This is a genomic window from Streptomyces sp. NPDC037271 (assembly GCF_055603605.1).
Genome location: NZ_JBVJVN010000023.1, coordinates 13,486 through 39,676, shown reverse-complemented (window position 1 = coordinate 39,676; position 26,191 = coordinate 13,486). Strand labels below are relative to the sequence as shown.

Sequence of the window (26,191 nt, the reverse complement as noted above, 5' to 3'; positions counted from 1 at the left end):
CGAGGAAGGGGACGGAGGAAGCGACATGGCTCCCCCGGCACGAACCACGACGGCAGGCGCCCGGGAGGACCGCCGCGCCGCCACCCGCACCGCCCGGCTGCGCAACCGGATACCCGAACCCGACGAGGAACCCGACCTGCTCGGCCAGTACCTGACCCAGATCGGCGCCACCCCGCTGCTGACCGCCGAGGACGAGGTGAGCCTGGCCCGGCGTATCGAGGACGGGGTCCGGGCCATGGAGGAGCTGGAGTCGGCCGACACCGGCGAGCCCGCCCCGACACCGGACAGGCGCCGCGCGCTGGAGGAGGCCGTCCACGACGGCCAGGCGGCCAAGGACCACATGGTGCGGGCCAACCTGCGGCTCGTGGTGTCGATGGCCAAACGCCACGCCCACCGCGGGCTGCCCCTCCTGGACGTCATCCAGGAGGGCAACCTCGGACTGATCCGGGCCGTGGAGAAGTTCGACCACACCAAGGGCTTCAAGTTCTCCACGTACGCCACCTGGTGGATCCGCCAGGCCATCGAGCGGGGCCTGGCGACCCACGCGCGCACGGTGCGGCTGCCGGTGCACGTCGTGGAGCAGCTGCAGAAGCTCGCCAAGGTCGAGCGGCGGCTTCGTGGGAGCCTCGACCGCGAGCCGACCGCCGAGGAGGTGGCCGCCGAGAGCGGTATCGACGGCGACAAGGTCGTCTGGCTGCGCCGCGTCGGACGGAGCGCCGTCAGCCTGGACACTCCGGTGGACGAGGCGGGGGAGACCGTCGTCGGCGACCTCATTCCCGACACCGAGGTGCTCCAGGCCCCCGAGGTGGCCGAGTTCCAGGCCCTCGCGGCGGAACTGCGGGAGGCCGTCGGCACCCTCGCGCCCCGCGAGGCCCTGATCCTCAGCCTGCGCTACGGACTGCACGACGGCCGTCCCCGCACCCTGCAGCAGGTGGCACAGCACGTGGGCCTGACCCGGGAACGCGTCCGTCAACTGGAGAAGGCCTCCCTCGACCACCTGCGCGCCCCCGAGACCCGGGAACGCCTGCTGGACTGGGCGAGCTGACCGGCTGACCTCGACGCCCACCCACCAGCCCCTCAGGGTCACGAGCCTCACCGGTCCGCCCCGTCCCGCAGGGCTCACCCGTCCGCGAACGACCTCGCGTCACCCTCCCGCAGCCGTCGAACGACCTCGCGTCACCCGTCCGCAGCCGTGGGGGCATCCATCCGCAGCCGGGCCCCCTGCCGCAGCAGCTCGTGCTGGACCATCCGGTAGGGCAGGCCGCGCGGGCCGCGCCCGTGCCGGACCGTCAGCGCCGCGCACACCCGGCCGCGTGGCCGGTCGCCATGGCGATGGGCATCACCCGGTACGACGAGTGCGCCACATGCGTCCCGGAGATGCAGCGTCCGGCCACCAGCAGCCGCTCGGTGCCCCGTGGCACCAGGCAGCGCAGCGGGATGTCGTAGAAGCTGCCCCGCGGCACCCGTTTGAGGACGGTGCCGGAGCCGCGCGGGTTGTGGATGTCGACCGGGTAGGCGCCGTGCGCGACCACGTCCGGGAAGGTGCGCGCCGCCAGGATGTCGTGTCCGGTCAGCTGGTAGTCGCCGAGCACGCGCCGGCTCTCCCGTACGCCGATGTGCGTGCCGCTCTGCACCACGTACGCCTCCTCGAAACCGGGCACGCGGGTGCGCAGGAAGCGGTCGATCTGGGAGAGCTGGCGCCGGGCCGTGTACTCGGCCCGGGTCAGGTCCCACACGCTGGTGCCGAGCACACGGTTGACGCGGGTGCTGTTGACGGCGATCTCGCGCGGGTGCGGTGTCGCGAAGAAGAGGATGTCCTCGCGCGGCAGCCGGAGCTCGCCGTTCGCCCTGGCCTCCTCGATCAGGTCCCACAGACCGTGCACGCCGCGCCACTGGTCGGGGTGCGCGCGCACGTAGTCGGCGAAGTCCGGCCGCGCGAAGTCCGCGACGCGGAACATCAGCGTCATGGGCTGCACCAGCCCGTCCTCGGGCCGGCCGATCTCGTACGGTGCCCCGCAGGACGTCGCCACGTCGCCGTCGCCCGTGCCGTCCACGACCACCCCGGCGTCGATCACCACCGGCCCCGACTTCGTCTCGAACACCACCCGCCAGCCGGAGCCGTCGTCGAGGGGCAGCGCGCCGGAGGCGAAGGAGTGGAACAGCATCCGCACCCCCGCCTCGTCCATCATCTCGAGCAGGGAGAGCTTGAAGAGCTCCGGGTCGAAGGGGACCGTGTACCCGGTCTTCGGAGAGGGCGGCAGACAGCCTCCGCGCCCCATGAGCCGGTCGAGCAGCTGCCACAGCACGCCCGCGACCACCGGCTCGCCCTCGCCGTGGTCGGTGGGCAGCAGCCGCGAGGTGTCCCCCGACTCGGTGAACGCGGCCTGCTTGTGCTCGTTGTGGAACGACATCAGCGGCATCACCAGCGCCACGGTCGCGTTGCCGCCGAGGAACCCGTACCGCTCCACCAGTACGACGTCGGCCCCGGCGTCGGCCGCGCCGACCGCGGCGGCGAACCCGGCGGGGCCGCCGCCCACCACCAGCACGTCGCACCGGCCCCCGTGCCGGGCGGGCCGCGGGGGCAGGGTGACCGTGCGGGGTTCGCGGGGCTCTTCCAGGATCGGCATCGCTCTCCTCGGAGGTCAGGCGTCGGCCGTCACGCGTGCAACGGGCCGGTCATGCGTCGGCCGTCACGCGTGCAACGGGCGGGGCTCGGAGACGTACGGCTCCGGGTCCGGCCCCGCCGCCTGTGCCCGCGGCCCGTCGCCCGCCTCGCCGGCCGCGTCCACCTCGCCGATCGCGTCGAGCAGCGAGCCGCAGCGCACACAGGTCTCCCTGGCCGCCGCGGACAGTTCCCGCATCCGGGACCGGAGGTCCTCCCGGCGCCGCGGATACTCGTCCCACATCCGGTCGACCTCCGCCAGCAGCAACCCCGCCTGCTCCCGTGCCACGCCCACCAGGGCCGGGGCGCCCAGCCGGCGGGCGAAGTCGAAGACCTTGCCGGAGTAGGGCAGCGGCAGCACCGGCACGCCGGTGAGCGCCGCGAAGATCACGAAGTGCAGCCGCATGCCGACGGCCACGTCCAGATGCCGCATGAAGCCGAGGACCTGCCCGGGGCTGTAGTCGCCGTGCAGGATCCGGCCCTTGTCCGGCGCGGTCATGTGGGACAGCACGGCGTGCGCGTGCCGTACGTCGTGCCGCTCCATCGGCAGGAACACCACGTGCGCGTCCAGTCGCCGCACCAGGAAGTCCGCGACGTCCGCGAGCAGCGCGTGGTAGTCGCCCTCGTCGAGTTTCTCGGCGGCCCGGCCCGGTTCGCGCACCGACATCCCCACCAGCCGGGCGCCGGAGGGGATGCCCTCGTCCCGCATCATGGCCTCGGTGAAGGGTTCGGGCCCCAGCAGCAGGGCCGGGTCGGCGGTGACCGTGACCTCGCGTTCCAGGCCGACCTCCTCCAGGACCAGCCGGGACTCCTCGTCCCGCACCACGACGTCGTCCATGTCCGCCAGCACGGTGCGCACCGCGTCCCGGTCCTCGGCGTCCGTCAGCGGCCCCGCACCGACGGCGTAGGCGAAGGTCGGCACGTCGCGGGTCTGCGCGGCGCGCACCAGTCGCAGATAGCGCCGCGCCTCACCGTCGTAGAGGATGCCGCCACCGCCCAGCACCAGGAGGTCCAGGCCGGGCAGTACGTCGAGGACGTGGTTGCGGCTGACGCCCTCCCAGGGCACCACCTCGTCGGCGTCGGGGTGATGGGTGCGGGTGTGCTCCGCGTTCCGGCTCAGGACGATCAGGTGCGCGTCGGGCCGCTGGGCGCGCAGGCAGCTCAGGACGCAGGTCAGGATCGCCTCGTCGCCGATGTTGAAGCCGCCGTAGGAACCGAGCACGCCGATGCGCGGGCGCGGCCGGGCGGGGGGCGGAAGCGAGGGGGCAGTGGTCATGCAGGGGCTCCCGTCACGTCGGGGTCGGCCGGACCGCCGGCCTCGGTGCGCGGACCGCGCACGCTGCCGGGTTGCCTGCACCGGATTACGGAAACACGCTGACCGAGAACCCGTACCCGGGTCGGCCCCTCACACGTATCAGGAGCACCAGTGGACGTCTCACTCACGGTCTGGCTGCTGACCGTCGCGGGCCTGTGCGTACTCGTCGCCGCCGACTTCTTCATCGGCCGGAAGCCGCACGACGTGTCGATCAGGGAAGCCGGGATCTGGACGGCCGTCTGGGTGGTTCTGGCCTGCTTGTTCGGTGTGGGGCTGCTGGTGTTCGCCGGGGGCGGGCCCACCGGCGAGTTCTTTGCCGGCTACATCACCGAGAAGTCGCTGAGCGTCGACAACCTCTTCGTCTTCGTCCTGATCATGGCGAAGTTCGCGGTGCCCTCGCAGTACCAGCAGCGGGTTCTGATGGTCGGCGTCATCGTGGCCCTGGTGCTGCGCGCCGCGTTCATCGCGGCCGGCGCGGCGATCATCTCCGCCTTCTCCTGGGTCTTCTACATCTTCGGCGCCTTCTTGATCTGGACCGCGTGGAAGCTCATCCAGGACGCCCGCAAGGGCGGGCACGACGAGGAGTACGAGGAGAACAAGCTGCTGAGGACGGTCGAACGCCGCTTCGGAGTGGCCGACCGCTACCACGGCACCAAGCTGTGGATCGAGGAGAACGGCAAGCGGGTCATGACTCCGATGCTGGTCGTGATGCTCGCGATCGGCTCCACCGACGTCCTGTTCGCCCTCGACTCCATCCCCGCCATCTACGGCCTGACCCAGGACCCGTACATCGTGTTCACGGCCAACGCGTTCGCCCTGATGGGCCTGCGCCAGCTGTACTTCCTCATCGGTGGCCTGCTGAAGAAGCTGATCCACCTCTCCTACGGCCTGTCGGTCATCCTGGGCTTCATCGGCGTCAAACTGTTCCTGCACGCCCTGCACGAGTCCGGGGTCCACGTCCCCGAGATCGGCATCCCCTTCTCGCTCGGCTTCATCGTGCTCGTCCTCGCGGTCACCACGGCGACGAGCCTGTGGGCCGCGAGGAAACCGGAGCGGGAACAGGAGGAGGAGCGGGAACGGGAGGAGGCGGAGGAGAAGGGGCGGGACGCGTGACGGAGGCCTACTGGATGGTCCAGCCCACGCTGCCGACCCCCGAGCTGTAGAACGCGCAGACGCCCGAGGACTCGCCGTACCGCCCGGGCGCCAGTGTCACCCACTGGCCGGAGACGTCGGGTGCCCGGCCGCAGACGATCTCGGCGCGGAAGGTGATGGTGCGGTCGGTGTTGTTGCTGCAACCGGCGATGCCGTGGTCCGGGTTGTTGTTGTGCACCCAGCCGTCGCAGTCGACACCGGCTGCTGCCGCGGAGGCAGCTGTTCCGGGCGGCGTGGCCGGCGCCGGAACGGCGGAGCCGGCCGCCGTGAGGGCCAGCACCGATACCGTGGCGGCCATCCCGGCCATGACGACGTTCGTCCCGCGCTTCATACGTACCCCCGTGAGGTCGTGTGTCTTCCGGTTGCGCGACCAGTCAAGGAGACGACGGCTCCCACGTGAACCTCGGAGGTGTGAGGGTCCGTCCCGAGCGCGTCGAGATCCACATGGCGCCGCGAGGCCCGGACGCCACCACCAGGGGTTGTCTGCCCCCAGGCGCGGCGAGGGCTTTCCGCGCGAGACGACGCGGGTGCCGCGGTCGTCGACGACAGGAGCCTGCAGTCACCGCGGCGGTCCCCACGCCCCGCACCGGTCCCCACGCCCCGCACCGGTCCCCACGCCCCGCACCGGTCTACGACCCGCGCTTCCCCACGTCCGCCGCCTCCCGTCAGATCCGGCAGCCCGCCCGCGATCCGGGCGTCGGCCTGCTGTGGCCGCTGAGCCGCTGAGCCGCAGAGCCGCAGAGCCGCGGGGCCGCGGGACCCCGGCACCGCGGACCCCGGCTCACGCCGGCCGCGGACGGCGACACACGTCGGGACCGGAGCTCGGCGGAGCTCTGGTCCCGTACGCGTGCAGGCGGGCGTCAGGCGGCGACGGCCTCGTCGGCGTGGCCGTGCAGCCGGGCGACGACCTCGGTCAGCTGGGCGGCGACCTCGGCGTCGTCGGCCGGGTGGGTCTCGGCGAAACGGGTCACCGAACCGGGGATGGACAGCTTGAGGTCCTCGATCACCTTGCCGCCGGCGATACCGACGGCCTTGCGAGTGTCGTCCTGCGCCCACACGCCGCCGTACTGGCCGAAGGCGGTGCCCACCACGGCGGCGGGCTTGCCGGCGAAGGCGCCCGCGCCGAACGGACGGGACAGCCAGTCGATGGCGTTCTTGAGGACGGCCGGCATGGTGCCGTTGTACTCCGGCGAGAAGAACAGGAAGGCGTCGGAGGCCTGCGCGGCCTCGCGCAGCTTCACGGCGGCGGCCGGGACGCTGCCCTCGACGTCGATGTCCTCGTTGTAGAAGGGGATCTCGGCCAGGCCTTCGAACAGCTGCACCTCGGCGCCCTCCGGTGCGAACTTGGCGGCCGCCTCGGCGAGCTGGCGGTTGTGCGAACCGGCGCGAAGGCTGCCGACGAGCGCAAGGATGCGGACAGACATGAGTACTCCCAAGGACGGAGCAGACGCTGACGGGGCAGACGCTGCTGAAAACACTGCCGTAACGGATCCGGACCGAGGTCCGTTTAATTTCTAACATCCCAAACGGACCGCGGTCCAGTTTTCTTCCCGATGCCTTAGGCTGGCTCCATGTCCGCCGCCCTGCCCCCCTTCCCGAAGCCCCAGGAGACCGCCGGTCCACCCGAACTGCTGCAGCTCGGCACGGGGACCGAGGAGGACGAGCCGTGCCTGCGCGCCGACGCCGCGCGCAATCGGGCCCGGCTGCTGGAGGCCGCCGCGCGGCTGGTCGCCGAGCACGGCGCGGCCGGCGTCACGATGGAGGCGGTGGCCGCGGCGGCCTCGGTGGGCAAGGGCACGGTCTTCCGCCGCTTCGGCGACCGCACCGGCCTGCTCATGGCGCTCCTCGACCACTCCGAGAAGAAGTTCCAGGCCGCGCTCCTCGGCGGCCCGCCGCCCCTGGGCCCCGGGGCGCCGCCCGTCGAGCGGCTGCGCGCGTTCGGCTGCGCGATGCTGCGCCGCTCCATCGACGAACTGGAACTGCAACTGGCCGCCGAACCGAGCGCGGAACGCCGTTACACCTCCGCGCCGCGCCGCTTCCTGCGCGGCCACGTCGCCCTGCTGCTGCGGCAGGCGGTCCCGGACGGGGACAGTGAACTCCTCTCCCACACGCTGCTGGCGTATCTCGACGCCGCCCTGGTCCACCACCTCACTGAACAATGCGGAGTGCCCCCGGCGCGGCTCCAGGCGGGCTGGCTGGACCTGGTCGCACGGGTGACCCGCACCGAGATCCCGGCCGAGCCCGCGACCACGGCGACCACCGTGCCCACCGCGCCCAAGGGCTGAGTACTCGTCCGGTCCGGACGACGTTCCCCCGCCCGCCGCCCCCCGCCGGGCTTCTGCCAAGATGCCGTACGTCATGGTGCAGATACCGAAACCGCCCGCCCCCGAGTCCCTCGCACCGCGCTCCGTGCCCACGAGCGCCGATGTGGCCCGCCTGGCCGGCGTCTCGCGCGCGACCGTCTCCTACGTCCTCAACAACACCAGCGCCGTCCGGATCAGCGAGCCCACCCGCCGCCGGGTCCACGAGGCCGCCACGGAGCTCGGATACGTCCCGCACGCGGCGGCCCGCTCCCTGCGCGCCGGGCACAGCCGCACGGTCCTGATGCCCGCGCCGTCCTTCCCCGCCGGCCCGCTCTACCGCCGGTTCCTCGACGAACTCCAGCAGGCCCTCGGCCGCCTCGACTACACCGTCGTCCAGTACGGCACCGTCGGCCCCTACGACGACGAGGCCGCCCGCGCCTGGGCCGAGTTACGCCCGGTCGCCGTCCTCGTCCCCGGACCGGGTCTCGGCCCGCGCGGAGTGGAGGTCCTCAAGCGCTCGGGCGCCCGGGCGGTCGTCACCCTCGGCCCCGAGGCCGTCGAGGGAGCGCACGCGCTGCTCATGGACCACGAGATCGTCGGCCACCGCGCCGTCCGTCACCTCCACGAACGCGGACGCCGCAGGATCGGCGTCGTCGTGCCCGCGGAGGACGGGCTCGAGGTCTTCTCCGCACCGCGTCTGACCGGCGCCCGCCGCGCCGTGCACGACACCGACGCCAGCGTCACCGAACTCCGCCTCGCCTACGAGGAGCAGGACGCCGCCCGGCTGGCCGCCCGCTGGGACTCCCTCGGTCTCGACGCCGTGTACGCGTACAACGACGAGTACGCGATGCTGCTGATGCGGGCGCTGCAGGACGAGGGCCTCGGCATCCCCGGCGACGCCGCGGTGATCGGCGCCGACGACCTGGTGCTGGGACGCCTGCTGCGGCCCCGGCTGAGCACCGTCCACCTGGAACTGCCAGCCGGCCGCGACCTGGCCGCCCTGGTCGACCGGGCGGTCCGCGACCCCGGCGCCGCGCCCGAGCGGCACAAGGTGCTGGGCGCGGCGGTGGTGCACCGGGAGTCGAGCTGACTGTCGGGCCGGCCGGAAACCGGTCCGCCTACTGGCCGTCCTGCGCGGCCTGGCCCCCGGCCTGCGCCTGCTGCTCGGCGACCGACTTGCGAACCTCGTCCATGTCCAGCCTCCGGGCCTGCCCGATGACGTCCGTCAGCGCCTCCTCGGGCAGCGCGCCCGGCTGCGCGAACACGGCCACCTGGTCCCGGACGATCATCAGCGTCGGAATCGACTGGATGCCGAAGGCCTGGGCCAGCTCCGGCTGCGCCTCGGTGTCCACCTTGCCGAACACGAGGTCGGGGTTGGCCTCGGCCGCCTTCTCGTAGACCGGGGCGAACTGACGGCACGGACCGCACCACGACGCCCAGAAATCGATCAGGACGAACTCGTTGTCCGTGACCGTCTGGTCGAAGTTCTCCTTGGTGAGCTCCACGGTGCTGGTCATGCGAGATCCCTCTTCCTGGGTTCGGGGGCGTGAGCCGTCGGCACAACACTGCCGACCTGCTGGGTATTCCGCGCTCGTACCCATGTGGCCACGCCGCACACCACCCACCAGACTGGCCCCATGACGCAAACGGATTCCATCGCGTACGACGTCGTCGTGATCGGCGCGGGCCCCGTGGGGGAGAACGTCGCCGACCGTACCCGCGCGGCCGGGCTGTCCACCGCGATCGTGGAGAGCGAACTGGTCGGCGGCGAATGCTCCTACTGGGCGTGCATGCCCAGCAAGGCCCTGCTGCGCCCGGTCCTCGCCCGCGCGGACGCCCACCGCCTGCCAGGTCTGAGCCGGTCGGTGCGGGACCCCCTCGACGCGGCGGCGGTCCTCGCCCGCCGAGACGAGTACACCTCCCACTGGAAGGACGACGGCCAGGTCCAGTGGGTGAAGGGCATCGGCGCCGACCTGCACCGGGGACAGGGACGCCTCGCCGGACCGCGCACGGTCGAGGTGACCGCCCCCGACGGCACGCGCCGGGTACTGACCGCCCGGCACGCCGTCGCCGTCTGCACCGGCAGCGGCGCCGCCCTGCCCGCCCTGCCCGGGCTCGCCGAGGTACGCCCCTGGACCAGCCGCGAGGCCACCAGCGCGAAGAGCGCGCCCGGCCGGCTGATCGTGGTCGGCGGCGGAGTCGTCGCCGTGGAGATGGCCACCGCCTGGCAGGCCCTCGGCTCCCGGGTGACGCTCCTGGTGCGCGGCGACGGCGGCCTCCTCGCCCGCATGGAGCCGTTCGCCGGCGAACTGGTCGCCGAGGCGCTCACCGAGGCCGGTGCCGACATCCGCACCGGCACGTCCGTCGAGTCCGTCACCCGGGAGGGCGGCACCGTCGTCGTGGTCACCGACACCGGCGACCGCGTCGAGGCCGACGAGATCCTCTTCGCCACCGGCCGCGTCCCGCGCACCGACGACATCGGTCTGGAGACCGTGGGACTGGAACCGGGCTCCTGGCTCCCGGTCGACGACAGCCTCCGGGTGGCGGGCCACGACTGGCTCTACGCCGTCGGCGACGTCAACCACCGCGCCCTGCTCACCCACCAGGGGAAGTACCAGGCCCGTATCGCGGGCGCCGCCATCGCCGCCCGCGTCTCCGGCGCGGCGGACCTGGACTGCGGCCCGTGGGGCGCACACGCCGCGACCGCCGACCACGACGCCGTCCCCCAGGTGGTGTTCACCGACCCCGAGGCGGCGTCCGTCGGCCTGACCCTCGCCGAGGCCGAGCAGGCGGGCCACCGCGTCCGCGCCGTCGACGTCGACCTCGCCACGGTGGCCGGCGCGAGCCTGTACGGCGACGGCTACAGGGGGCGCGCCCGCATGGTCGTCGACCTGGAGGACGAGATCGTCCGCGGCGTCACCTTCGTCGGCCCCGGCGTCGGCGAGTTGATCCACTCCGCGACCGTCGCCGTCGCCGGCCGCGTCCCGGTCAGCCGCCTGTGGCACGCGGTCCCGTCCTACCCGACGATCAGCGAGGTGTGGCTGCGGCTGCTGGAGGCGTACCGGGACCAGTGACCCCCTCACACGGCTGAGGGCAGCCGCCCCGGCTGAGGGGCAGTCGTGCCTCTGCCGGTGCCCCGGCTGAGGGCAGTCCGGCCCCTCCCGGTGCCCGAACGCCCCCGCAGGCACTCCCGGTGCGGCACGGGCGGGCGGCGGCGGCCCCCCGCGACCGCGCGGGTGCGCACAGCCCGCCCGTGCCGCCCCGGCGGCCAGTCAGACCGCCGGGGCGGGCAGCCCGAACCCCAGCTCCGCCGCCGCCCGTTCCGGCGTCGCCTGTCCCCACCACTCGGCCATCGCCCGGTTCGACGCCAGCGACCGCAGCTCGGCCCGGTCCAGATACAGCGTGCCGTCGAGATGATCCGTCTCGTGCTGCACGATCCGGGCCGGCCAACCCGAGAACACCTCGTCCACCGCCCGCCCGTGCTCGTCCCGCGCCAGCAGCCGCACCTCGGCATGCCGAGCCACCACCGCCTGCCAGCCCGGCACGCTCAGACAGCCCTCGAAGAACGCGGCGCGCGCGGCGCCGACGGGCTCGTACGACGGATTGACCAGCACCCGGAACGGCTGCGGCACCCGCCCCCGGACCACCCGTACCTCGTCCGGCACCGGCGCCGGGTCCTCGATGACCGCGATCCGGAGCCCGACACCCACCTGCGGCGCGGCCAGGCCGACGCCCGGCGCCGCGTGCATGGTGAGGCGCAGCGCCTCGACGAACCGTGCCAGCAGCGACGGCTCCAACTGCCCGTCGAAGGGCTCGGCCACGCGCCGCAGCACCGGATCGCCGGCCGCGACGATCGGCAACGGCCCGCCGACGGCGAGCAGTTCCCCGACCCGCTCCGCAAAGGGCGCACGATCACTCGGAGTTCCCATCGCGCCAGGATGCCACGGCGTACGGCAACCACCGAGCCCCACTGTGACGCACACCACCAAAACGACGGGGAACTGGGGGCGTCCTCGCCCCGACCACTGGGAGCACCCCGCCCCCACGACGTCCCCGGAGCGCCCACCGATGACCACCACCTCCGCGACCCCCACGGACGAGACCCCAGGACCGGCGACCCCGCCGCCGCCCCCACCCGGCAGATGGTCCACGCTGCGCCCGCTCGTCCTGCGCCTGCACTTCTACGCCGGCCTGTTCGTGGCGCCCTTCCTGCTGATCGCGGCGGCCACCGGCTTCCTCTACGCCGCCTCCTTCCAGGCCGAGAAGATGCTCTACGCGCACGAACTGACCGTCCCCGACGTGGGCGAGAGCAAGCTGCCGGTCTCCGAGCAGGTCGCCGCCGCCCGGCAGGCCCACCCCGAGGGGACGGTGTCGGCCGTACGCCCCTCGCCCGAGGCGGACGCCACCACCAGGGTGCTGCTGTCCGGCGTCGAGGGCGTCGACGCGGACCACACCCTGGCGGTCTTCGTCGACCCGTACACCGCGAAGGTGCGCGGCGCCCTCGAACAGTACGGCTCGACCGGCGCGCTGCCGCTGCGCACCTGGATCGACGAGTTCCACCGCGACCTGCACCTCGGCCAACCGGGCCGCCTGTACAGCGAGTTCGCCGCCAGCTGGCTTTGGGTGATCGCGAGCGGCGGCCTGGTGCTGTGGTTCTCCCGGCGCCGGGCCCGGCGCAAGCTGCGCGGCACCAGCGGCCGGCGCCGAACCCTGGGCCTGCACGGCACGGTCGGCGCCTGGGCCGCGGCCGGGTTCGTGTTCCTTTCGGCCACCGGTCTGACCTGGTCGACGTATGCCGGAGCGAACATCGAGAACCTGCGTGTCTCGCTCGGCCAGACCACCCCGTCCGTCTCGGCCTCGGCGTCGGGCGCGTCGGGCGGCGAGCACGCCGGCCACGGCGCGGCGGCGGGCGCCGGCGGAGACGCCGATCACGGGGTCGGCCTCGACAAGATCCTGGCCGCCGCGCGCGCCGAGGGCCTGGGCGACCCCGTGGAGATCGTCCCGCCCGCCGACGCGTCCTCCGCCTACGTCGTCAAGCAGGTGCAGCGGAGCTGGCCCGAGAAGCAGGACTCGGTCGCCGTGGACCCGGCGACGGGAGAAGTGACCGACGTACTCCGCTTCGCCGACTACCCGGTGCTCGCCAAGCTCAGCCGCTGGGGCATCGACCTGCACACCGGCAGCCTGTTCGGCCTGCCCAACCAGATCGCCCTGATGCTGCTGGCGGCCTCACTGATCCTGCTCATCATCTGGGGCTACCGCATGTGGTGGCAGCGAGGCAGGGGTTCCGCGTTCGGCCGCCCGATCCCGCGCGGCGCGTGGCAGCAGGTGCCGCCACTGCTCCTCGTCCCCCTGCTGGCGGCGGTCGCCGTCCTCGGCTACTTCGTGCCACTGCTGGGCATCCCACTGGCCGCGTTCGTCGCGCTCGACGTCGTGCTCGGCGAGATCGCTCACCGCCGGGGCCGTCGGACGTATGCGAGCGGTGCGTCGCCGAAACGGTGAGCGGCTGCGCCGAGTGCCGAGTCGCAGCGGCGGAGCGGTGAGTACGGCATCGCGCTCACCGCACTCACCGCGCTCACGCACTCACCGCTCCGCCGTGGCACCGCCGCTCAGCGGCCGGCGAAGTCCCCCGCCAGGGCAGCGGCGATCCGCAGCTGCGCGTCGGCCTCCTCCTGCCGCCCCTGCCGTTCGAGCGTGCGTCCCAGCATCAGCCGGGCGTACTGCTCGACCGGATCGCGCTCGACGACGACCCGCAGCTCCGCCTCCGCACGCCGCAGTTGGGCCGAGTGGTAGTAGGCGCGAGCCAGCAGCAGCCGAGGCCCGGTCTGCTCGGGCACCTCCTCGACCAGCCCGCTCAGGACACGTGCCGCGGCCGCGTAGTCCTTGGCGTCGAAGAACAGCCGCGCGCGCTCCCAACGCTCCGTCGGTGATCCGTGGTCGTAGTACGTCGTGTCCACTGGTGACCTCCTTCGGCGTACTCAACCGCGCGACATGATTGAGCATTCCACAACCGCGAGCGTGTCGACGGCGGCGTGTGGTCCCGCCACGGTGACGGCCGCGGGACGGTCTGACGCGGGGAGCCGTCCGGGGCTAGGTTGGGCAGCATGAGCAATCTTGATCGTGAGGCGGTTCCCAGCCCGTGCGGCGGCCGCGGCTTCGTGGTGGCGGAGCCCGTGCGGGAACTCCTCAGCCCTCGCCACGTCAGGCTCGGCGAGTCCACCGAGGTCCGCCGACTGCTGCCCAACCTGGGCCGGCGCATGGTCGGAGCCTGGTGTTTCGTCGACCACTACGGTCCCGACGACATCGCCGACGAGCCCGGTATGCAGGTGCCGCCCCATCCGCACATGGGCCTGCAGACGGTCAGCTGGCTGCACGAGGGCGAGGTGCTGCACCGCGACTCCACCGGCAGCCTGCAGACCATCCGCCCGCGCCAGCTGGGACTGATGACCTCCGGCCGCGCGATCAGCCACTCCGAGGAGAGTCCGCGCTCGCACGCCCGTTACCTGCACGGCGCGCAACTGTGGGTGGCCCTCCCGGACGCCCACCGCCACACCGACCCGCACTTCGAGTTCCACGCCGACCTGCCCCTCGTCACGGCCCCCGGCCTGACGGCCACCCTGCTCCTCGGCACCCTCGACGGCGCCACCTCACCGGGCACGACGTACACCCCCCTCGTCGGCGCGGACCTGACTCTCACAGGCGGCACGGACGTACGCCTCCCGCTGGAACGGGACTTCGAGTACGCCGTCCTGTCCATGGCCGGCGAGGCCCACGTCGACGGCGTGCCGCTGGTGCCGGGCTCGATGCTCTACCTCGGCTGCGGCCGCGACGAACTCCCCCTGCGCGCCGGCTCCGACGCGAGTCTGATGCTCCTGGGCGGCGAGCCGTTCGAGGAGGAGCTGATCATGTTCTGGAACTGGATCGGACGGTCCCAGGAGGAGATCGCACAGGCCCGCCGGGACTGGATGGAAGGGACACGGTTCGGCGAGGTGAAGGGGTACGACGGGGCGCCGCTGCCCGCGCCGTCGCTGCCGGCGGTGCCGTTGAAACCGCGAGGAAGGGTGCGCTGACCTGCGGCAATGCGTCAGGTTTGATGGCTGTCGGGCCAATGGTGATCTGTTCGGCGGTCGAGTCGGCCGGGGCCGGCGATCGGGCCGGCTGCCGGCCGTGCATCGAAGTGCCTGGTGAGGATGGCCGAGAGCCCCTTCGTGGTCCAGGATGACGGGATGGTCATGCTTGAGACTCCCCGTTTGATCCTGCGTCGCTGGCGCGAGGAAGACGTTGCGCCCATGGCTGCCGTCCATGCCGACCCCGAGGTCATGCGGTGGATCCGTGACGGCAGCGTCCGCGACGAACAGCAGACTCGCGACGGGGTCCGGGCATGGGAGAGCGAGTGGGAGGCACAGGGCTTCGGCCTGTTCGCCGTGGAGATCCGGTCCACCGGCGAGCTGGCCGGGTTCACCGGCCTTTCGGTGCCCGACTTCCTGCCGGAGGTACTGCCGGCGGTCGAGGTCGGCTGGCGGCTGGGACGTGCCCACTGGGGTCAGGGCTTGGCCACCGAGGCCGCTGCGGCCGCTGTACGGTTCGGTTTCGAAGAGCGGGGACTGGAGCGGATCGTCAGCATCGCTCAAGTGGGCAACGTCGCCTCCGAGCGGATCATGGCCAAACTGGGGATGCGTCCGGTCCGTGAGACCGTCAATCCCACCTGTGGCCGGCGAGTACGGGTGTTCGAGTTGTCGTCGGACCAGTACGTCACCAGCACTCGGTGAGGGCGGCAACGAGGACGGCCGCAGGTGGGCAGGCCGGTGCCCCGGTTGTCGCGACGGGGACGGGTGGACGCCTGGCTCGCCGTCATCGCCGAGGACGCCTCCGGCCACGGGTGGTTCCACCCATCAGGAACGACAAAGGGCGAATCCTTGGTAGAACTGGCCGGTGCCGCTGTGGAGCGGCACGGATCACTCTGCTGCCTGGCGGACGTCCCGCGCCCGGCCTTCTCCTGGAGCCCCCTTTGCCTCTACGGACAGGTACCACCCGCCCGATGTCCCTGCTTCTGTCGACCGTGCTAGCGGTCGGCACGCTCACCGGCTGCACGCTGCGGGAACTCGCCAGGGGCTGCGAGGGAACCGACAACCGGGTGAAGGAGATGGCGGCGCTCGACATCCTCGCCTCCCGCCCCGCCGAGGCCACCGTCGCCCGGGGCTTCGAGGAGGCCGACGCCGGCTGCTGGGCGGACAGCGGCGACGTCTCGGTGTACGCCAACCGGACGTACGCCTTCCCCGGCACGCGGGCCGAAGTGGCCGCACACTACCGGACGGCAGCGACGCGGAACGGATGGAATCCCGACCCGGACGCCTCGTCCGGCGACCTGTGCTTCGCCAAAGAGGAAATGACCCTGCGGATCGTCTTCCTCACCGCCGAGGGCCTCGCGGAGGACGGCCACGGAAGCCGCCCCGACCTCACCACCGGTGCCGGCTACTCGATCAACATCGACTCGTTCCTGAACAGCGGTGTCGAAGCGGGCTGCTAGGCGACGCCTTCACAGGCTGTTGAGCGGTGGATCACGGTCGGGTGGTACGGCGACCTGACTGCCCGATGCGTGCTGCCGGAGTCCTCGCTCCACCGTCGTCCGCGCCCACCAGCACCCCGTCGGGGCGCGAGGAAGGGGGCTCCGCAGCCCGGGCCGCGGACGCTCCCGAGGCGGCCTGACGCGGCATCGCCACCCGCTGCGACGACTCCTGGAAGGTAGGGACCGAGAGGCGGTGCGTCCAAGGCCAGGTCGCCGACTGCCGGGTTCCGCCCGGCTCGCGGTCCGTCACCGGGTGCGGTGCCGCGCGCTCACGACGTGGCGGCGAGGCACCCCCCCAGTACGTGGGGCCGACGCCGTGTCAGACGGCGGACCAGCCGTCGTCGACGGGCAGGATCGCGCCGTTGATGTTGCTCGCGGCGTCCGAGGCGAGGAACAGGATCGCGGCCGCCTGTTCCTCCGGCTGCGACACACGGCCGAGGTTGACGAAGTGCGGGCCGATCGCCGCCGGGCCGTGCGCCGTGCGGTCGGCCTCCACCGAGATGGCGGTCGCGGTGCCACCCGGGCAGATGGCGTTGGCGCGGATGCCGTTCTTCCGGTACATCACCGCGAGCGACTTCGTCAGGCCCACCACGCCGTGCTTGGAAGCCGTGTACGAGGTGCCTGCCGCGCTCCCGCGCAAGGAGGCCTCGGAGGCGGTGCTCACGATGGCGCCGCGGCCCGCGCCCAGCATGTGCGGCAGCACTGCGCGGGCCAGCATGAACGGCGCGGTCAGATTGACCCGGATGACCCGCTCCCACTCGGCGTCGGTCACGTCGGCCAGGGCCGACATGCTGTCCATGATCCCGGCATTGTTCACCAGGACGTCCACGCCGCCGAACCGCTCCACCGCCGTCGCCGTCACCCGGTCCACGACAGCCTGCTCGCTCAGGTCACCCGTGACGGCCACCGCGGTGCCGCCCGCCTGCTCGATCTCCTCGACGACCGCGTCGGCGCCGTCGGCGTTGAGGTCCGCCACCACGACGCGGTCCCCCTGCGCGGCGAAGGCGAGGGCGGCCGCGCGGCCTATGCCCGATCCCGCTCCGGTGACGATCACGCTGCGGCCGTTCAGATCGGCGGTCATGAAGTACTCCATCTCCGAAGTGCTGACGCGGCGGACCCGTGTCCCACCGCGCCGGCACACCCACGCTTAATGTCTCTGAGTGACATAAAGTCTTGGTGGAGAATACACGCTCATGACGTGGATCTCTGTGCGCCGGAGGGGCCGATGACCGCAGCTCGCGGACGGACCGGGCGGCCACCCCTGACCGAGGAGCGCAAGGCCGTCATCAGGCTGGGGATCGCCCGGGCCGCGGTCGACCTGTTCATCGCCCAGGGCGTCGCCGCGACGACGGGGGAGCAGATCGGACAGGCGGTCGGAATCTCCGCGCGCACGGTGTGGCGCTACTTCCCCACCAAGGAAAGCTGCGTGGGGCCGCTGTTCACGACCGGCATCGATGCGATCGCCACCGCGCTGCGGCAGTGGCGCCCCGGCCAACCCCTTCAGGAAGCCTTCGACCACCTGTGGACCGCCGACGCCGTCCTGCCCGGACCGGACGTCGGCGCGCTGCTGCGGCTGACCCGGACGGAGCCGGGTCTGCGCGCGGTCTGGCTGCAGACCCACGACGAGGCGGAGCCCGCCTTCGCCCGGGCCCTCGCCGAGCGAGCCGGACTCCCCGCCGGCGACGTACGGCCGGCCATCTGGGCCGCCATGATCAACGCGGCGCTGCGCGCGGCCGTCGAGCACCACGCCTACCGGACGACCGAGCCGAACACCGACCCCGCGGCCGTCAGGATCGACCTCGCGGCGACCCTGCGCACCGCTCTCGCCGTCACCGCCGCCGGCCTCACCTGAGTCGCCGGGTGCGCCCGACGGGCCGATCGGCGCACGAACGGGCGGGAACCCATCGCATACACGACCAAGGGTGTCGTGATTTTCCGGAAGGCTCGTCAGCACCGACGTCGACGAAGGCGGCTGCGTCGCCGCCGGGCGTCGTACTTACTCCCGGTGCATACAGATGGAGCTGATGTGGCAGTGGAACGAACAGCGGTCAACCCGGTGACCTGGTCGGTCGAGATGGGATTCAACCAGGGTGAGGTCGTCTCCGGACACACCCGGACCCTGTACTGCTCCGGACAGACCGCGATGTCCGCCGACGGCAAACCCCAGCACGACGGTGACATGGCCGCCCAGTTGGCGCTGAGCCTCGACAACCTGGAGGCCGTGCTCGGCGAGGCCGGCATGTCCCTCTCGAACGTCGTCCGGCTCAACGTCTACACCACCGACGTCGCTCTGCTGTTCCCGCACTACGGCGTGCTGGCGTCGCGGCTGGGCGCCGCCGGGGTGGCCCCGGCCAGCACGATGCTCGGGGTGACACGGCTGGCGATCCCCGGCCAGATGGTCGAACTCGAGGCAACCGCCGTCGCGTGAGACGAACTCGCCGCCTGCTCTCGTGCCGGTCGAACCGGCACGAGAGCAAGCGGCGGAGGGAGGGAAACGGCCGACGCTCACCCGGCTGCGTCGGTCAGCGGTGAAAGCGCCGTCGGTCAGTGGTGCAAGCGAAGCCGGTGCGGCCGGTGGGCGGCCGGGCGGTGCTGTCCCGCCGTCTCGTCCGAAGGGCTGGTGCTGCCGTCCTCACGGCTCCCGCCCCCCAGTCGGTCGGCCAGTCGGTCGCGCTCCGCGGCGGCCCGCCGGGCGGCCTCCCGCTCCCCGCGACGCTTCTTGCTGCGATGGCGCGCCAGTACCGTTCCGGCCAGCAGCATCCACATGCCCAGGCCGAAGATCAGAGTCAGGGCGATGCCGCCGAGAAACGCCCCGAGTGTGCTGATCGTGAAGGGGTCGCTGCCCAGCAGGGTCACCGTGTAGTCCGGACCGCCGGACAGGTTGTACGCGATCAGCAGACCTGCGAAGGCGGCGGCGCCCGCCATCAGCAGGAGGCCCAGTACCAGCATGGTTCTCACCTCGTCACCGTGGATGTGCTCCATACGGGTCACCCGGGACGAAGAGGGCAAAACGTCGATCTCGCCACCTGCGCCGCCCGTGCCGCGCGCAACCGGCGGGACAGCGCTCACCCCGGACCCGCGCGCAACCGGCGGGACAGCGCTCACCCCGGACCCGCGCGCAACCGGCGGGACAGCGCTCACCCCGGACCCGCGTCGGCTTCGTCGCGGTCGCTCCCGGTCGGAGTGCGCCGGTTCGTGGGTTCGTGACACCTGAGAGGTCGGCCGGAACCGCGGTGTTCCGGCGGCCCGCGTCGTGATGCCGTGGTGTTCGTACAGCACCCGCGTGTCGAGCAACCCGTCCCCGTGCGCGGCTGCCCACGCACACACCGCGATCCTCGGCGCCACGCGGCGGCCTGCGACGGACACCACGCGGTCACCGTGACTCGCGCGTGACTCCGTCGACGACGAATCCGACACCGACGCCGAGCAACCAGGTGTCCTTCGCCAGGGCCGTGCCGTCCTGGGTCGGGCGCAGACTGCCTTCCTCGCGCATGCCGGGCGTGCGCAGGTACATACCCACCAGCCCGGCCGAGAACGCGGTCAGGCCGATCCCCGCCACTGCCGTCGGTACGACCGGCAGGAGCAGCGCCGCGCCGAGGGCCATCTCACCGGCGGACAGCAGACGGACGAAAGTCGTCGGCTGCACTTTGTCGAGGAACGGATAGGTGTTCTTCGCCATTCCATGCAGCATGGCGGCGGTCTGCTCGTCGGCCCCGCGTTTCGCCAGGCCGGAATTGAGGATGAAAGCCCCGATGGCCAGTCGTGGGGGGAGATGCCTGGGTTCGACGGGCAGACGCATGGGAACTCCTAGCGGCGCTTCCGGGGGATACCCGTGAGCCTATGGCGGGCGACGGTTCCCCGCAGGGCGGGTCACGGAGGACTGCGCCGATCGGGTCACGGCTGTCTCCCCGCCGTGGACGCCCGGGGCAGTACGTGCGGTGACTCCCGTCGTCGGACGTCTCCACGGCCGTAGCCCGGCGGCGCAGGACGTCGAAGCCGATCGGGGTCCCGCGTCGAGTGGTAGGACCTCCGCAGCCGGTTCAGGCTGGTCTGGACTGGAAGGAGCGGTGAGGTGGCGAAGAACCGCGACGGGGAGCGGAATCCCTGCACGGGATACAAGGCCGCCTGGAGCCGCCCCGGCAGCGGGGCCGAGGGGACGGTGGAGGAGAAGTCCCCCGAGCGCACCGAGGCCCCGGCCGCCGGTTCGCGCTCACGAACCCGGGCCGCGAGCCGCTGACGTGCCACCTTTCTCACCTTCACTCACCGAAAGGGACCGACCACGTGGAAGACCCGCACCGGCGCCCCGAGGGCGTCAGCGACGAGACGGTGGAAGCCCTCGGGTCCCTGTCCAAGGCGCTGGAGACGACCGACCGTGCCCGTGGGCACCTGTTCGCGTTCCACCAGCTCACCGGCACGGCGGACTTCGAACTGGACCGCGCGGTCGAGCTGCTGCGCAAGGCGGGCCACACGGAATGGGCGGAGCGTGTCCGCACGGAGATCCTCGGGCGCAACGTCATCCCCGGGCACTGGACGTTCCAGATCGTCGAGGCGTACGACCGGACGTACTACCAGGCGTTCCGGGACCTGGAGCGCGCGGCGGTGGACCGGCTCGCCGAGGGCCGTGACCATCTGTACGAGGCGGAGCTGAAGGAGGCCCGCCGCACCCGCAACCACCCGGACCACACGGCCCGTCCCGACAGCCCCGGCACCCGGCTCCCGAACAGTCCCTTCGCCTGACCCCGGCGCGCGGTGCGTGCCCCGACGGACGGTCACCGGGACCGCTCACGGGGTGCGGGCTCCGTCCCGCACCGGAAGTCGTCGCGGTGATCTCCTGTCGCGAGGGTCGCCCGGGACGCGCGGTGGGCCCGGTTCGGCCCTTCTATACGCTGATCACGTGGCGACAGCGAATCAGCGCGGGCAGCACGCGCACGAGCGGGGGACCGGAGCCGGTGCCGAGGAGAGCGACCTGCACGTCCTCGCGGCGCAGCTCCGGCGGATGAACGGCGAGATCAACCGCCTCGTGCAGAGCTTCGCCGGCACGCACGGACTGCACGCCACCGACGTCCAGGCACTCGCGGCGATCCTGGACGCACAGGAGCCCATGACGCCGGGGCGGCTGCGGGAGCACCTGGGGCTCACCTCCGGCGCGGTGACGGCGTGCGTCGACCGGCTGGAGCGCGCCGGGCACGTGCGCCGGGTGCGGGAGAGCGCCGACCGCAGGGTCGTCCATCTGCGCTACGTGCCCGACGCCCGGGCGGCGGCCCGGACGTACTTCCGTCCGCTGGCCGAGGCGGCCGCCGTCACCTGCTCGCGCTTCGACGACGGCGAACTGGCGGTGGTGGTCCGCTTCCTGGCGGCGATGAACGAGGAGCTGCGGCTGGTCCGGGCGCACGACCGCTGATTCTCCGGGCGATCGGGGCATCCGGGGGACAGGTCCGGGCAGAAGCCGGTGTGTCGCGACGACCCCAAGTAACTCAATCATTGAGATTGTTTATGATCGAGTCACTTCCCTGCCGCTGGAGACCTGGAGACCCGAAGACCGATGTCCATCCCCTCCCGACGAGCCCGCTGGCTCGTCCCCGTCGTCCTGCTCCTGGTCTGGCTCGGCATCGGCGGAGCGCTCGGCCCGTACGCCGGAAAGCTCGGTGAGGTCGCCACCAACGACCAGGCCGCCTTCCTGCCCCGCAGCGCCGAGTCCACCCGCGTCATCGACGCGCAGAAGGCCTTCCAGCAGGACGAGACCCTCCCCGTGATCGTCGTGTGGACCGCGGACGGCGGTGGCGCCGTCACCGAACACCGGGCGCCCGCCACCCGAGCGGTCGCGGGCCTCGAAGGGGAGCCCGGGGTCGCCGGCCCCGCGACGCCCGCCCTGCCCTCCGACGACGGGGAAGCCCTCCAAGCCGTCGTCCAGGTCGAGCCCGGCCTCGGCGACCGCCTGCCCGACGTCCTGGAGCACATCCGCGAAGCCGCCGGACAGGTCCCCGGAACCCACGCGCAACTCGCCGGACCGGCGGCCTCCCAGGCCGATCTCTCCGACGCCTTCGCGGGCATCGACGGGCTGCTGCTCGGCGTCGCGCTCGTCACCGTGCTGGTGATCCTGCTGCTCGTCTACCGCAGCGTCCTGCTGCCCCTGGTCATCATCCTCGGCGCCGTCTTCGCACTGGGACTGGCCTGCGCGATCGTCTACGCGCTCGCCGACCGGGACGTCGTACGCGTCGACGGGCAGGTCCAGGGCATCCTCTCCATCCTGGTCATCGGCGCCGCCACCGACTACGCGCTCCTGCTCACCGCCCGCTACCGTGAGGAACTGGCCCGGCACCCGGACCGCTTCGGCGCCATGCGCGCCGCACTGCGCGCCTCCTGGGGAGCCGTCGTCGCCAGCGCGGCGACCGTCGCCCTGGGGCTGCTGGCGCTGCTGCTCAGCGACCTGACCAACAACCGCGCGCTCGGACCCGTCGGCGCCATCGGCATCGTCTGCGCCGTCCTGAGCACGCTCACCTTCCTGCCCGCCGTCCTGGTCGTGCTCGGCCGGGCCGCCTACTGGCCGGCCAAGCCCGTCCGGACCGGCGACCCGGAGGCCGGACACCGCCTGTGGCACCGTGTCGCCGCCCTGGTGGACCGGGCCCCGCGCCGCATCTGGGCCGTGTCGCTCGCCGCGCTGCTCGCCTGCGCCGCCTTCTCACCGACCCTGACCTCCAAGGGCGTGCCGCTGGACGAGATCTTCGTCAACGACACTCCGTCCGTCGCCGCCCAGCAGACCCTGGCGCGGCACTTCCCGGGCGGCTCCGGCAACCCCGCCGTGATCATCGCGGACGCCGACCGGCTCGACCCCGTCCTCGCGGCGGCCCGCGACACCCGCGGCGTCGCCTCCGCCGCCGCGGTGACCGCCTCCGGCCGACCCGGCGGCGGTGAACCGAAGGTGGCCGACGGGCGGGTGCGCATCGACGCGACGCTGCAGGCGCCGGCGGACAGCGACGCCGCCAAGAGCACGGTGGCCCGGCTCAGGTCCGCCGTCCACGACGTGCCCGGCGCGGACGCCCTCGTCGGCGGCTACACCGCGCAGCAGTACGACACCCAGCGGACCGCCGAACACGACCGCTCGCTCATCGTGCCCGTGGTCCTCGCCATCATCCTGGTCATCCTGATCGCCCTGCTGCGCTCCCTGCTGATGCCCGTGCTGCTCGTGGCGACGGTGGCGCTGAACTTCCTGGCCACGCTCGGCGTCTCGGCCCTCGTCTTCACCCATGTGTTCGGCTTCAGCGGCACCGACGCCTCCGTCCCGCTGTACGGGTTCGTGTTCCTGGTCGCCCTCGGCGTGGACTACAACATCTTCCTCATGTCCCGGGTGCGGCAGGAGTCGCTGGACCACGGCGTACGGGAGGGGATCCTGCGAGGGCTGACCGCCACCGGCGGCGTGATCACCTCGGCCGGCGTCGTACTCGCCGCCACGTTCGCCGCCCTCGGGGTGATCCCGCTGGCCTTCCTGGTGCAGATCGCCTTCATCGTGGCCTTCGGCGTCCTGCTGGACACACTCGTGGTGCGCTCGCTGCTGGTCCCGGCGCTCGCCCGCGACATCGGCGCCGTCGCGTGGTGGCCCGGGCGTCTCGGCCGCCGGACACCGGCCGGAGCGGCCGGGACCTCCGATTCCCGCCCCTGGAGTGGTGGCTGACCCCGGCGGGCTCACCCTCCAGGGGTGCCGGCCCCGGAGGGTGTGAGGGGGCGCACCGTGCCGAGGAAGCGCCGGACGGCGATCTCGATGACGACCCGCTCCGGGTTCGCCCGGGGCTGCCGGTAGCGGGCCGCGTACCGGGCCTCCGCGTCGCGGACCGCCTCGGCGTCGTCCCGCACGGTCGCGACGCCCTCCAGGGTGGACCAGCGTCTGCCGTCCACCTGACTCACGGCGACGACGGGCCGCTCGGCCCGCCGGACGTTGCGCGCCTTCGCGGTGCCCCCGCTCGTGATGACGCGCGCCGTACGGGTGGCGTGGTCGTACGTCACCCCGACCGGGACCAGGTGCGGGGTCCCGTCGGCGCGCGCCGTCGACAGGAAGCACACCCGGCGCTCCTGCCAGAACCTCACGAACTCGGCGTCCGCGTCCGTGTCGTGTCGTGCCTCGGCGTTCATCCGGTCTCCTTGAGTGAGCCGCTCGTGTCCCCGCCCTGACCCGCCTTCGCCGCGCGCGTCGCCTCCGCGGGCGGGACTCCCGTGGCGGTCGGCCGGCACCGACCGCGTTACCGGTCGACCGGGGCCGGCCCGTAGCACCGGTCCCACGACCTGACCGTAGTCGGCGCCAGGCCGAAGCCTCCGGCCAGGGCACCGGCCGTGACACCGGTGCCGTCCGCCGAGCCCGGCCCGCGCCGCCCCCGCCGCTCACTCGGTCCGCCCCAGGCACGTCCCCACCCTGTGGTGGACGTGCGCCGTGACCTGCCGCCCTCCATCCTCCTGCCCGGGCCGGGCGGTCGAGGGTGCCGTCGGTCGGCCGCCCCGGCCGGAACGCGGCCGACCGGTGAAGGGGGCATCGGCCACCATGACCGCGCAGTCGCCGAAGTCCTGCTCGCGGTGGCCCCGGTGGTCGTCCTGCGGCCCGGGCGCCGCACCGGGGCCGCCGGAGCAGACGCCCGCGACCGGCGCGGGTGCCGTGCCGGGGGCCGGCCTCAGGCAGCGTCCCGGTCGCGTGACCGGGGTTCGGCCCGTGCCTGGTTCCGGGCCGGGGACGCTTCCCTGGCTCTGCCGCCCGGAACGAGACGCAGGTGGCGGCGCCGGGCGTGCCGGGGCGGCCCCGGATCACCGAAGAGCCGGTCCTCCAGGTACGTCATGGTGAACAACAGCAGCCCCAGTGCGGGCAGTAGCAGGACGGCAACGACAACCACGCCGCAGGTCCCCCCTCCGCTGTGGACGACTCCTCACGGGTGCCCGGGCCCGGGCCGGTGATGGGCCGGTCCCGGGTGAAGATGACGCAACCGTCTGGCATAAGAGGCGAAAGAGGCAAAGGGGGTGAACACGCTCGTGGCGTTCCGGGTGTCTTGTCCGGGCTGTCCGTGGACATGCGGGCCCGACGGCGGAGACGCCTGGACGCCGACCGCTGTCCTGGTGCGCCTCGCCGTGAAGACCGTGCCGCTCCAGCAGGGGGCGTCACCCGCGAGCTGCGCCGCCGGGTCGAGGACGCCCTGGACTGGGCGGGCACCGACAGCTTCTTCCCGCGGCGGACGGTACGGGTGCGTACCGACACCGCGGACTCCGGGCCCGGCGCACTGACGCGCTGACGGGGTCGGGCCGGGCGGACGGTGCCGATCGTGTTTGCGGGACCGGCAAAGATCTTTGCCGTCCGGTTCCGGCAGGTGCAGTCTGCACACAGGGCACGCGGTCGTCGCGCGTCCCCACCGAGCAGACGATCCGTCCGCCCCAGGAGGCACCCATGACCGACACGCCCGCGCCGGCTCCCGCAGAGTTCTGGGAAGCCCGCTACCGTGACACCGACCGCGTCTGGAGCGGACGCCCCAACGACCTGCTGGTCCGCGAGGCGAGCGACCTCGCGCCCGGCACCGCGCTGGACCTCGGCTGCGGGGAAGGAGCGGACGCCGTGTGGCTGGCCTCGCGCGGCTGGCGGGTCACCGGCGTGGACATCTCCGGCACCGCGCTCGAACGCGCCGCCGGGCACGCCGCGGACGCGGGGGTCGGTGAACGCGTCGACTGGGAACGTCACGAGCTGGGCACGTCGTTCCCCGAGGGCTCGTTCGACCTGGTGAGCGCCCACTACCTGCAGTCCCCGGTCGCTCTCGACCAGCGGACGGTACTGCGTGACGCCGCGCGGGCCGTGGCGGACGGCGGCACCCTGCTCGTCGTGCTGCACGCCGGGTGGCCGTCCTGGCAGACCGAACCGCCCTTCGACGTCGTCTTCCCCACCCTGGACGGGGTCCTCGCCGAACTCGCCCTGCCGGACGGCGAATGGACCGTCGAGACCAAGGAGACCGTCCGCCGGCCCAGCGCCTCGCCCCAGGGCGTCGAAGGCTTCCGTGAAGACCACGTGTGGCGCCTGCGGCGGAGGTGAGCCCCCGGCCCCGCTGAACCGGTGCCGACGCTCCCGGCGCCCGCCGGCACCGGTTCAGCGGGGCGCCCCGGAAAGCACCTGTCCATTTTGTTGAAAAAGTCACCTTCTGTGAATCTTGTGACGAGAGGCATGTTTTGTGGCTTCCCGG

At 72.7% G+C, this 26,191-nt stretch carries 28 protein-coding genes; 16 read left to right on the top strand and 12 right to left on the bottom strand.

The genetic code is table 11. The features are described 5' to 3' along the window. The first annotated feature begins 25 nt into the window (after nt 1-25). Nucleotides 26-1,045, top strand: a complete 1,020-nt coding sequence (locus ACZ7G3_RS28825) for a sigma-70 family RNA polymerase sigma factor (RefSeq protein WP_470928933.1) — start codon at nt 26-28, stop codon at nt 1,043-1,045. 244 nt (nt 1,046-1,289) lie between these two features. Here the strand turns inward: ACZ7G3_RS28825 and ACZ7G3_RS28820 are convergent, their stop codons facing one another. Continuing rightward, complete coding sequence (locus ACZ7G3_RS28820; RefSeq protein ID WP_470928931.1) at nt 1,290-2,627, bottom strand: FAD-dependent oxidoreductase; 1,338 nt, start codon at nt 2,625-2,627, stop codon at nt 1,290-1,292. Between the two features lie 63 nt (nt 2,628-2,690). Next, nucleotides 2,691-3,938 carry a polysaccharide pyruvyl transferase family protein gene (locus ACZ7G3_RS28815; RefSeq protein WP_470928929.1) on the bottom strand — a complete coding sequence of 416 codons (1,248 nt, stop codon included), beginning with the start codon at nt 3,936-3,938 and terminating at the stop codon, nt 2,691-2,693. A gap of 150 nt (nt 3,939-4,088) precedes the next feature. On the opposite strand from ACZ7G3_RS28815, the gene ACZ7G3_RS28810 reads away from it, so the two are divergent. After that, nucleotides 4,089-5,090, top strand: coding sequence for a TerC family protein (locus ACZ7G3_RS28810; RefSeq protein ID WP_470928927.1), 1,002 nt, complete (start codon nt 4,089-4,091; stop codon nt 5,088-5,090). Between the two features lie 7 nt (nt 5,091-5,097). Here the strand turns inward: ACZ7G3_RS28810 and ACZ7G3_RS28805 are convergent, their stop codons facing one another. Together ACZ7G3_RS28805 and ACZ7G3_RS28800 are read right to left on the bottom strand one after the other, a co-directional pair. Continuing rightward, on the bottom strand, nt 5,098-5,460 hold the full coding sequence (locus ACZ7G3_RS28805; RefSeq protein WP_470928925.1) for a hypothetical protein: 363 nt from the start codon (nt 5,458-5,460) through the stop codon (nt 5,098-5,100). 529 nt (nt 5,461-5,989) lie between these two features. Further along, nucleotides 5,990-6,553, bottom strand: coding sequence for an NAD(P)H-dependent oxidoreductase (locus tag ACZ7G3_RS28800; RefSeq protein ID WP_426599954.1), 564 nt, complete (start codon nt 6,551-6,553; stop codon nt 5,990-5,992). 147 nt (nt 6,554-6,700) lie between these two features. On the opposite strand from ACZ7G3_RS28800, the gene ACZ7G3_RS28795 reads away from it, so the two are divergent. Next, on the top strand, nt 6,701-7,414 hold the full coding sequence (locus ACZ7G3_RS28795; protein ID WP_426599953.1) for a TetR/AcrR family transcriptional regulator: 714 nt from the start codon (nt 6,701-6,703) through the stop codon (nt 7,412-7,414). A gap of 73 nt (nt 7,415-7,487) precedes the next feature. Next, entirely contained in the window at nt 7,488-8,522 is a 1,035-nt protein-coding gene (locus tag ACZ7G3_RS28790) for a LacI family DNA-binding transcriptional regulator (RefSeq protein WP_470928923.1), read from the top strand. A 28-nt stretch (nt 8,523-8,550) separates the two neighbouring features. Here ACZ7G3_RS28790 and trxA read toward each other — a convergent pair whose 3' ends face one another. After that, nucleotides 8,551-9,033, bottom strand: coding sequence for a thioredoxin (gene trxA, locus ACZ7G3_RS28785; protein WP_426599951.1), 483 nt, complete (start codon nt 9,031-9,033; stop codon nt 8,551-8,553). Between the two features lie 36 nt (nt 9,034-9,069). Here trxA and ACZ7G3_RS28780 point away from each other — a divergent pair, with 36 nt between their 5' ends. Further along, entirely contained in the window at nt 9,070-10,506 is a 1,437-nt protein-coding gene (locus tag ACZ7G3_RS28780; RefSeq protein WP_470928921.1) for a dihydrolipoyl dehydrogenase family protein, read from the top strand. 198 nt (nt 10,507-10,704) lie between these two features. On the opposite strand, the gene ACZ7G3_RS28775 is transcribed toward ACZ7G3_RS28780, so the two are convergent. Beyond that, nucleotides 10,705-11,361: a peptide deformylase gene (locus tag ACZ7G3_RS28775; RefSeq protein WP_426599949.1), complete on the bottom strand. Its 657-nt coding sequence runs from the start codon at nt 11,359-11,361 to the stop codon at nt 10,705-10,707. Nucleotides 11,362-11,500: 139 nt separating this feature from the next. On the opposite strand from ACZ7G3_RS28775, the gene ACZ7G3_RS28770 reads away from it, so the two are divergent. Then, nucleotides 11,501-12,931, top strand: a complete 1,431-nt coding sequence (locus ACZ7G3_RS28770; protein ID WP_470928919.1) for a PepSY-associated TM helix domain-containing protein — start codon at nt 11,501-11,503, stop codon at nt 12,929-12,931. Nucleotides 12,932-13,038: 107 nt separating this feature from the next. Here the strand turns inward: ACZ7G3_RS28770 and ACZ7G3_RS28765 are convergent, their stop codons facing one another. Continuing rightward, nucleotides 13,039-13,386: a tetratricopeptide repeat protein gene (locus tag ACZ7G3_RS28765; protein WP_470928917.1), complete on the bottom strand. Its 348-nt coding sequence runs from the start codon at nt 13,384-13,386 to the stop codon at nt 13,039-13,041. Between the two features lie 147 nt (nt 13,387-13,533). On the opposite strand from ACZ7G3_RS28765, the gene ACZ7G3_RS28760 reads away from it, so the two are divergent. The 3 genes from ACZ7G3_RS28760 (at nt 13,534) to ACZ7G3_RS28750 (ending at nt 15,956) form a co-directional block, all read left to right on the top strand. Beyond that, complete coding sequence (locus tag ACZ7G3_RS28760; RefSeq protein ID WP_470928915.1) at nt 13,534-14,499, top strand: pirin family protein; 966 nt, start codon at nt 13,534-13,536, stop codon at nt 14,497-14,499. A 162-nt stretch (nt 14,500-14,661) separates the two neighbouring features. After that, complete coding sequence (locus tag ACZ7G3_RS28755; RefSeq protein WP_470929037.1) at nt 14,662-15,198, top strand: GNAT family N-acetyltransferase; 537 nt, start codon at nt 14,662-14,664, stop codon at nt 15,196-15,198. Nucleotides 15,199-15,467: 269 nt separating this feature from the next. After that, entirely contained in the window at nt 15,468-15,956 is a 489-nt protein-coding gene (locus ACZ7G3_RS28750; protein ID WP_470928913.1) for a hypothetical protein, read from the top strand. A gap of 358 nt (nt 15,957-16,314) precedes the next feature. Here ACZ7G3_RS28750 and ACZ7G3_RS28745 read toward each other — a convergent pair whose 3' ends face one another. Then, the gene (locus ACZ7G3_RS28745) at nt 16,315-17,076 is read right to left on the bottom strand and encodes an SDR family NAD(P)-dependent oxidoreductase (protein ID WP_470928911.1); all 762 of its coding nucleotides are present in this window, start codon (nt 17,074-17,076) and stop codon (nt 16,315-16,317) included. 144 nt (nt 17,077-17,220) lie between these two features. Between ACZ7G3_RS28745 and ACZ7G3_RS28740 the strand changes: the two genes are divergently transcribed. Then, nucleotides 17,221-17,847 (top strand): TetR/AcrR family transcriptional regulator, encoded by a 627-nt coding sequence (locus tag ACZ7G3_RS28740; RefSeq protein WP_470928909.1) that lies wholly within the window; start codon nt 17,221-17,223, stop codon nt 17,845-17,847. Nucleotides 17,848-18,027: 180 nt separating this feature from the next. Beyond that, nucleotides 18,028-18,423, top strand: a complete 396-nt coding sequence (locus tag ACZ7G3_RS28735; protein WP_470928908.1) for a RidA family protein — start codon at nt 18,028-18,030, stop codon at nt 18,421-18,423. 116 nt (nt 18,424-18,539) lie between these two features. Here ACZ7G3_RS28735 and ACZ7G3_RS28730 read toward each other — a convergent pair whose 3' ends face one another. Together ACZ7G3_RS28730 and ACZ7G3_RS28725 are read right to left on the bottom strand one after the other, a co-directional pair. Continuing rightward, nucleotides 18,540-18,977, bottom strand: a complete 438-nt coding sequence (locus ACZ7G3_RS28730) for a hypothetical protein (protein WP_426603575.1) — start codon at nt 18,975-18,977, stop codon at nt 18,540-18,542. Between the two features lie 391 nt (nt 18,978-19,368). After that, nucleotides 19,369-19,794 (bottom strand): hypothetical protein, encoded by a 426-nt coding sequence (locus tag ACZ7G3_RS28725; RefSeq protein WP_426603573.1) that lies wholly within the window; start codon nt 19,792-19,794, stop codon nt 19,369-19,371. A 273-nt stretch (nt 19,795-20,067) separates the two neighbouring features. Between ACZ7G3_RS28725 and ACZ7G3_RS28720 the strand changes: the two genes are divergently transcribed. The 4 genes from ACZ7G3_RS28720 (at nt 20,068) to ACZ7G3_RS28705 (ending at nt 23,664) form a co-directional block, all read left to right on the top strand. Beyond that, nucleotides 20,068-20,232, top strand: coding sequence for a hypothetical protein (locus ACZ7G3_RS28720; protein WP_470928906.1), 165 nt, complete (start codon nt 20,068-20,070; stop codon nt 20,230-20,232). Nucleotides 20,233-20,276: 44 nt separating this feature from the next. Then, nucleotides 20,277-20,732 (top strand): hypothetical protein, encoded by a 456-nt coding sequence (locus tag ACZ7G3_RS28715; protein WP_426603569.1) that lies wholly within the window; start codon nt 20,277-20,279, stop codon nt 20,730-20,732. Nucleotides 20,733-20,889: 157 nt separating this feature from the next. Then, nucleotides 20,890-21,396, top strand: coding sequence for a MarR family winged helix-turn-helix transcriptional regulator (locus ACZ7G3_RS28710; protein ID WP_426603567.1), 507 nt, complete (start codon nt 20,890-20,892; stop codon nt 21,394-21,396). Between the two features lie 141 nt (nt 21,397-21,537). Continuing rightward, nucleotides 21,538-23,664: an MMPL family transporter gene (locus ACZ7G3_RS28705; protein ID WP_470928904.1), complete on the top strand. Its 2,127-nt coding sequence runs from the start codon at nt 21,538-21,540 to the stop codon at nt 23,662-23,664. A gap of 11 nt (nt 23,665-23,675) precedes the next feature. Here ACZ7G3_RS28705 and ACZ7G3_RS28700 read toward each other — a convergent pair whose 3' ends face one another. Together ACZ7G3_RS28700 and ACZ7G3_RS28695 are read right to left on the bottom strand one after the other, a co-directional pair. Continuing rightward, nucleotides 23,676-24,119, bottom strand: coding sequence for a PPOX class F420-dependent oxidoreductase (locus ACZ7G3_RS28700; protein ID WP_470928902.1), 444 nt, complete (start codon nt 24,117-24,119; stop codon nt 23,676-23,678). 530 nt (nt 24,120-24,649) lie between these two features. Then, nucleotides 24,650-24,865 (bottom strand): hypothetical protein, encoded by a 216-nt coding sequence (locus ACZ7G3_RS28695; protein ID WP_470928900.1) that lies wholly within the window; start codon nt 24,863-24,865, stop codon nt 24,650-24,652. A 545-nt stretch (nt 24,866-25,410) separates the two neighbouring features. Here ACZ7G3_RS28695 and ACZ7G3_RS28690 point away from each other — a divergent pair. After that, entirely contained in the window at nt 25,411-26,043 is a 633-nt protein-coding gene (locus ACZ7G3_RS28690) for a class I SAM-dependent methyltransferase (RefSeq protein WP_426603557.1), read from the top strand. Nucleotides 26,044-26,191: the final 148 nt, after the last annotated feature.

What these genes read in the sequence shown, in the direction of transcription:
- ACZ7G3_RS28825 (WP_470928933.1), top strand. Translation starts at nt 26, where the DNA reads ATGGCTCCCCCGGCACGAACCACGACGGCAGGCGCCCGGGAGGACCGC.
- ACZ7G3_RS28790 (WP_470928923.1), top strand. Translation starts at nt 7,488, where the DNA reads ATGGTGCAGATACCGAAACCGCCCGCCCCCGAGTCCCTCGCACCGCGC.
- ACZ7G3_RS28805 (WP_470928925.1), bottom strand. Translation starts at nt 5,460, where the DNA reads ATGAAGCGCGGGACGAACGTCGTCATGGCCGGGATGGCCGCCACGGTA.
- trxA (WP_426599951.1), bottom strand. Translation starts at nt 9,033, where the DNA reads ATGGGTACGAGCGCGGAATACCCAGCAGGTCGGCAGTGTTGTGCCGAC.
- ACZ7G3_RS28795 (WP_426599953.1), top strand. Translation starts at nt 6,701, where the DNA reads ATGTCCGCCGCCCTGCCCCCCTTCCCGAAGCCCCAGGAGACCGCCGGT.
- ACZ7G3_RS28750 (WP_470928913.1), top strand. Translation starts at nt 15,468, where the DNA reads ATGTCCCTGCTTCTGTCGACCGTGCTAGCGGTCGGCACGCTCACCGGC.
- ACZ7G3_RS28770 (WP_470928919.1), top strand. Translation starts at nt 11,501, where the DNA reads ATGACCACCACCTCCGCGACCCCCACGGACGAGACCCCAGGACCGGCG.
- ACZ7G3_RS28745 (WP_470928911.1), bottom strand. Translation starts at nt 17,076, where the DNA reads ATGACCGCCGATCTGAACGGCCGCAGCGTGATCGTCACCGGAGCGGGA.
- ACZ7G3_RS28780 (WP_470928921.1), top strand. Translation starts at nt 9,070, where the DNA reads ATGACGCAAACGGATTCCATCGCGTACGACGTCGTCGTGATCGGCGCG.
- ACZ7G3_RS28690 (WP_426603557.1), top strand. Translation starts at nt 25,411, where the DNA reads ATGACCGACACGCCCGCGCCGGCTCCCGCAGAGTTCTGGGAAGCCCGC.
- ACZ7G3_RS28725 (WP_426603573.1), bottom strand. Translation starts at nt 19,794, where the DNA reads ATGCGTCTGCCCGTCGAACCCAGGCATCTCCCCCCACGACTGGCCATC.
- ACZ7G3_RS28755 (WP_470929037.1), top strand. Translation starts at nt 14,662, where the DNA reads ATGCTTGAGACTCCCCGTTTGATCCTGCGTCGCTGGCGCGAGGAAGAC.
- ACZ7G3_RS28760 (WP_470928915.1), top strand. Translation starts at nt 13,534, where the DNA reads ATGAGCAATCTTGATCGTGAGGCGGTTCCCAGCCCGTGCGGCGGCCGC.
- ACZ7G3_RS28740 (WP_470928909.1), top strand. Translation starts at nt 17,221, where the DNA reads ATGACCGCAGCTCGCGGACGGACCGGGCGGCCACCCCTGACCGAGGAG.
- ACZ7G3_RS28815 (WP_470928929.1), bottom strand. Translation starts at nt 3,938, where the DNA reads ATGACCACTGCCCCCTCGCTTCCGCCCCCCGCCCGGCCGCGCCCGCGC.
- ACZ7G3_RS28730 (WP_426603575.1), bottom strand. Translation starts at nt 18,977, where the DNA reads ATGGAGCACATCCACGGTGACGAGGTGAGAACCATGCTGGTACTGGGC.
- ACZ7G3_RS28705 (WP_470928904.1), top strand. Translation starts at nt 21,538, where the DNA reads ATGTCCATCCCCTCCCGACGAGCCCGCTGGCTCGTCCCCGTCGTCCTG.
- ACZ7G3_RS28700 (WP_470928902.1), bottom strand. Translation starts at nt 24,119, where the DNA reads ATGAACGCCGAGGCACGACACGACACGGACGCGGACGCCGAGTTCGTG.
- ACZ7G3_RS28775 (WP_426599949.1), bottom strand. Translation starts at nt 11,361, where the DNA reads ATGGGAACTCCGAGTGATCGTGCGCCCTTTGCGGAGCGGGTCGGGGAA.
- ACZ7G3_RS28820 (WP_470928931.1), bottom strand. Translation starts at nt 2,627, where the DNA reads ATGCCGATCCTGGAAGAGCCCCGCGAACCCCGCACGGTCACCCTGCCC.
- ACZ7G3_RS28800 (WP_426599954.1), bottom strand. Translation starts at nt 6,553, where the DNA reads ATGTCTGTCCGCATCCTTGCGCTCGTCGGCAGCCTTCGCGCCGGTTCG.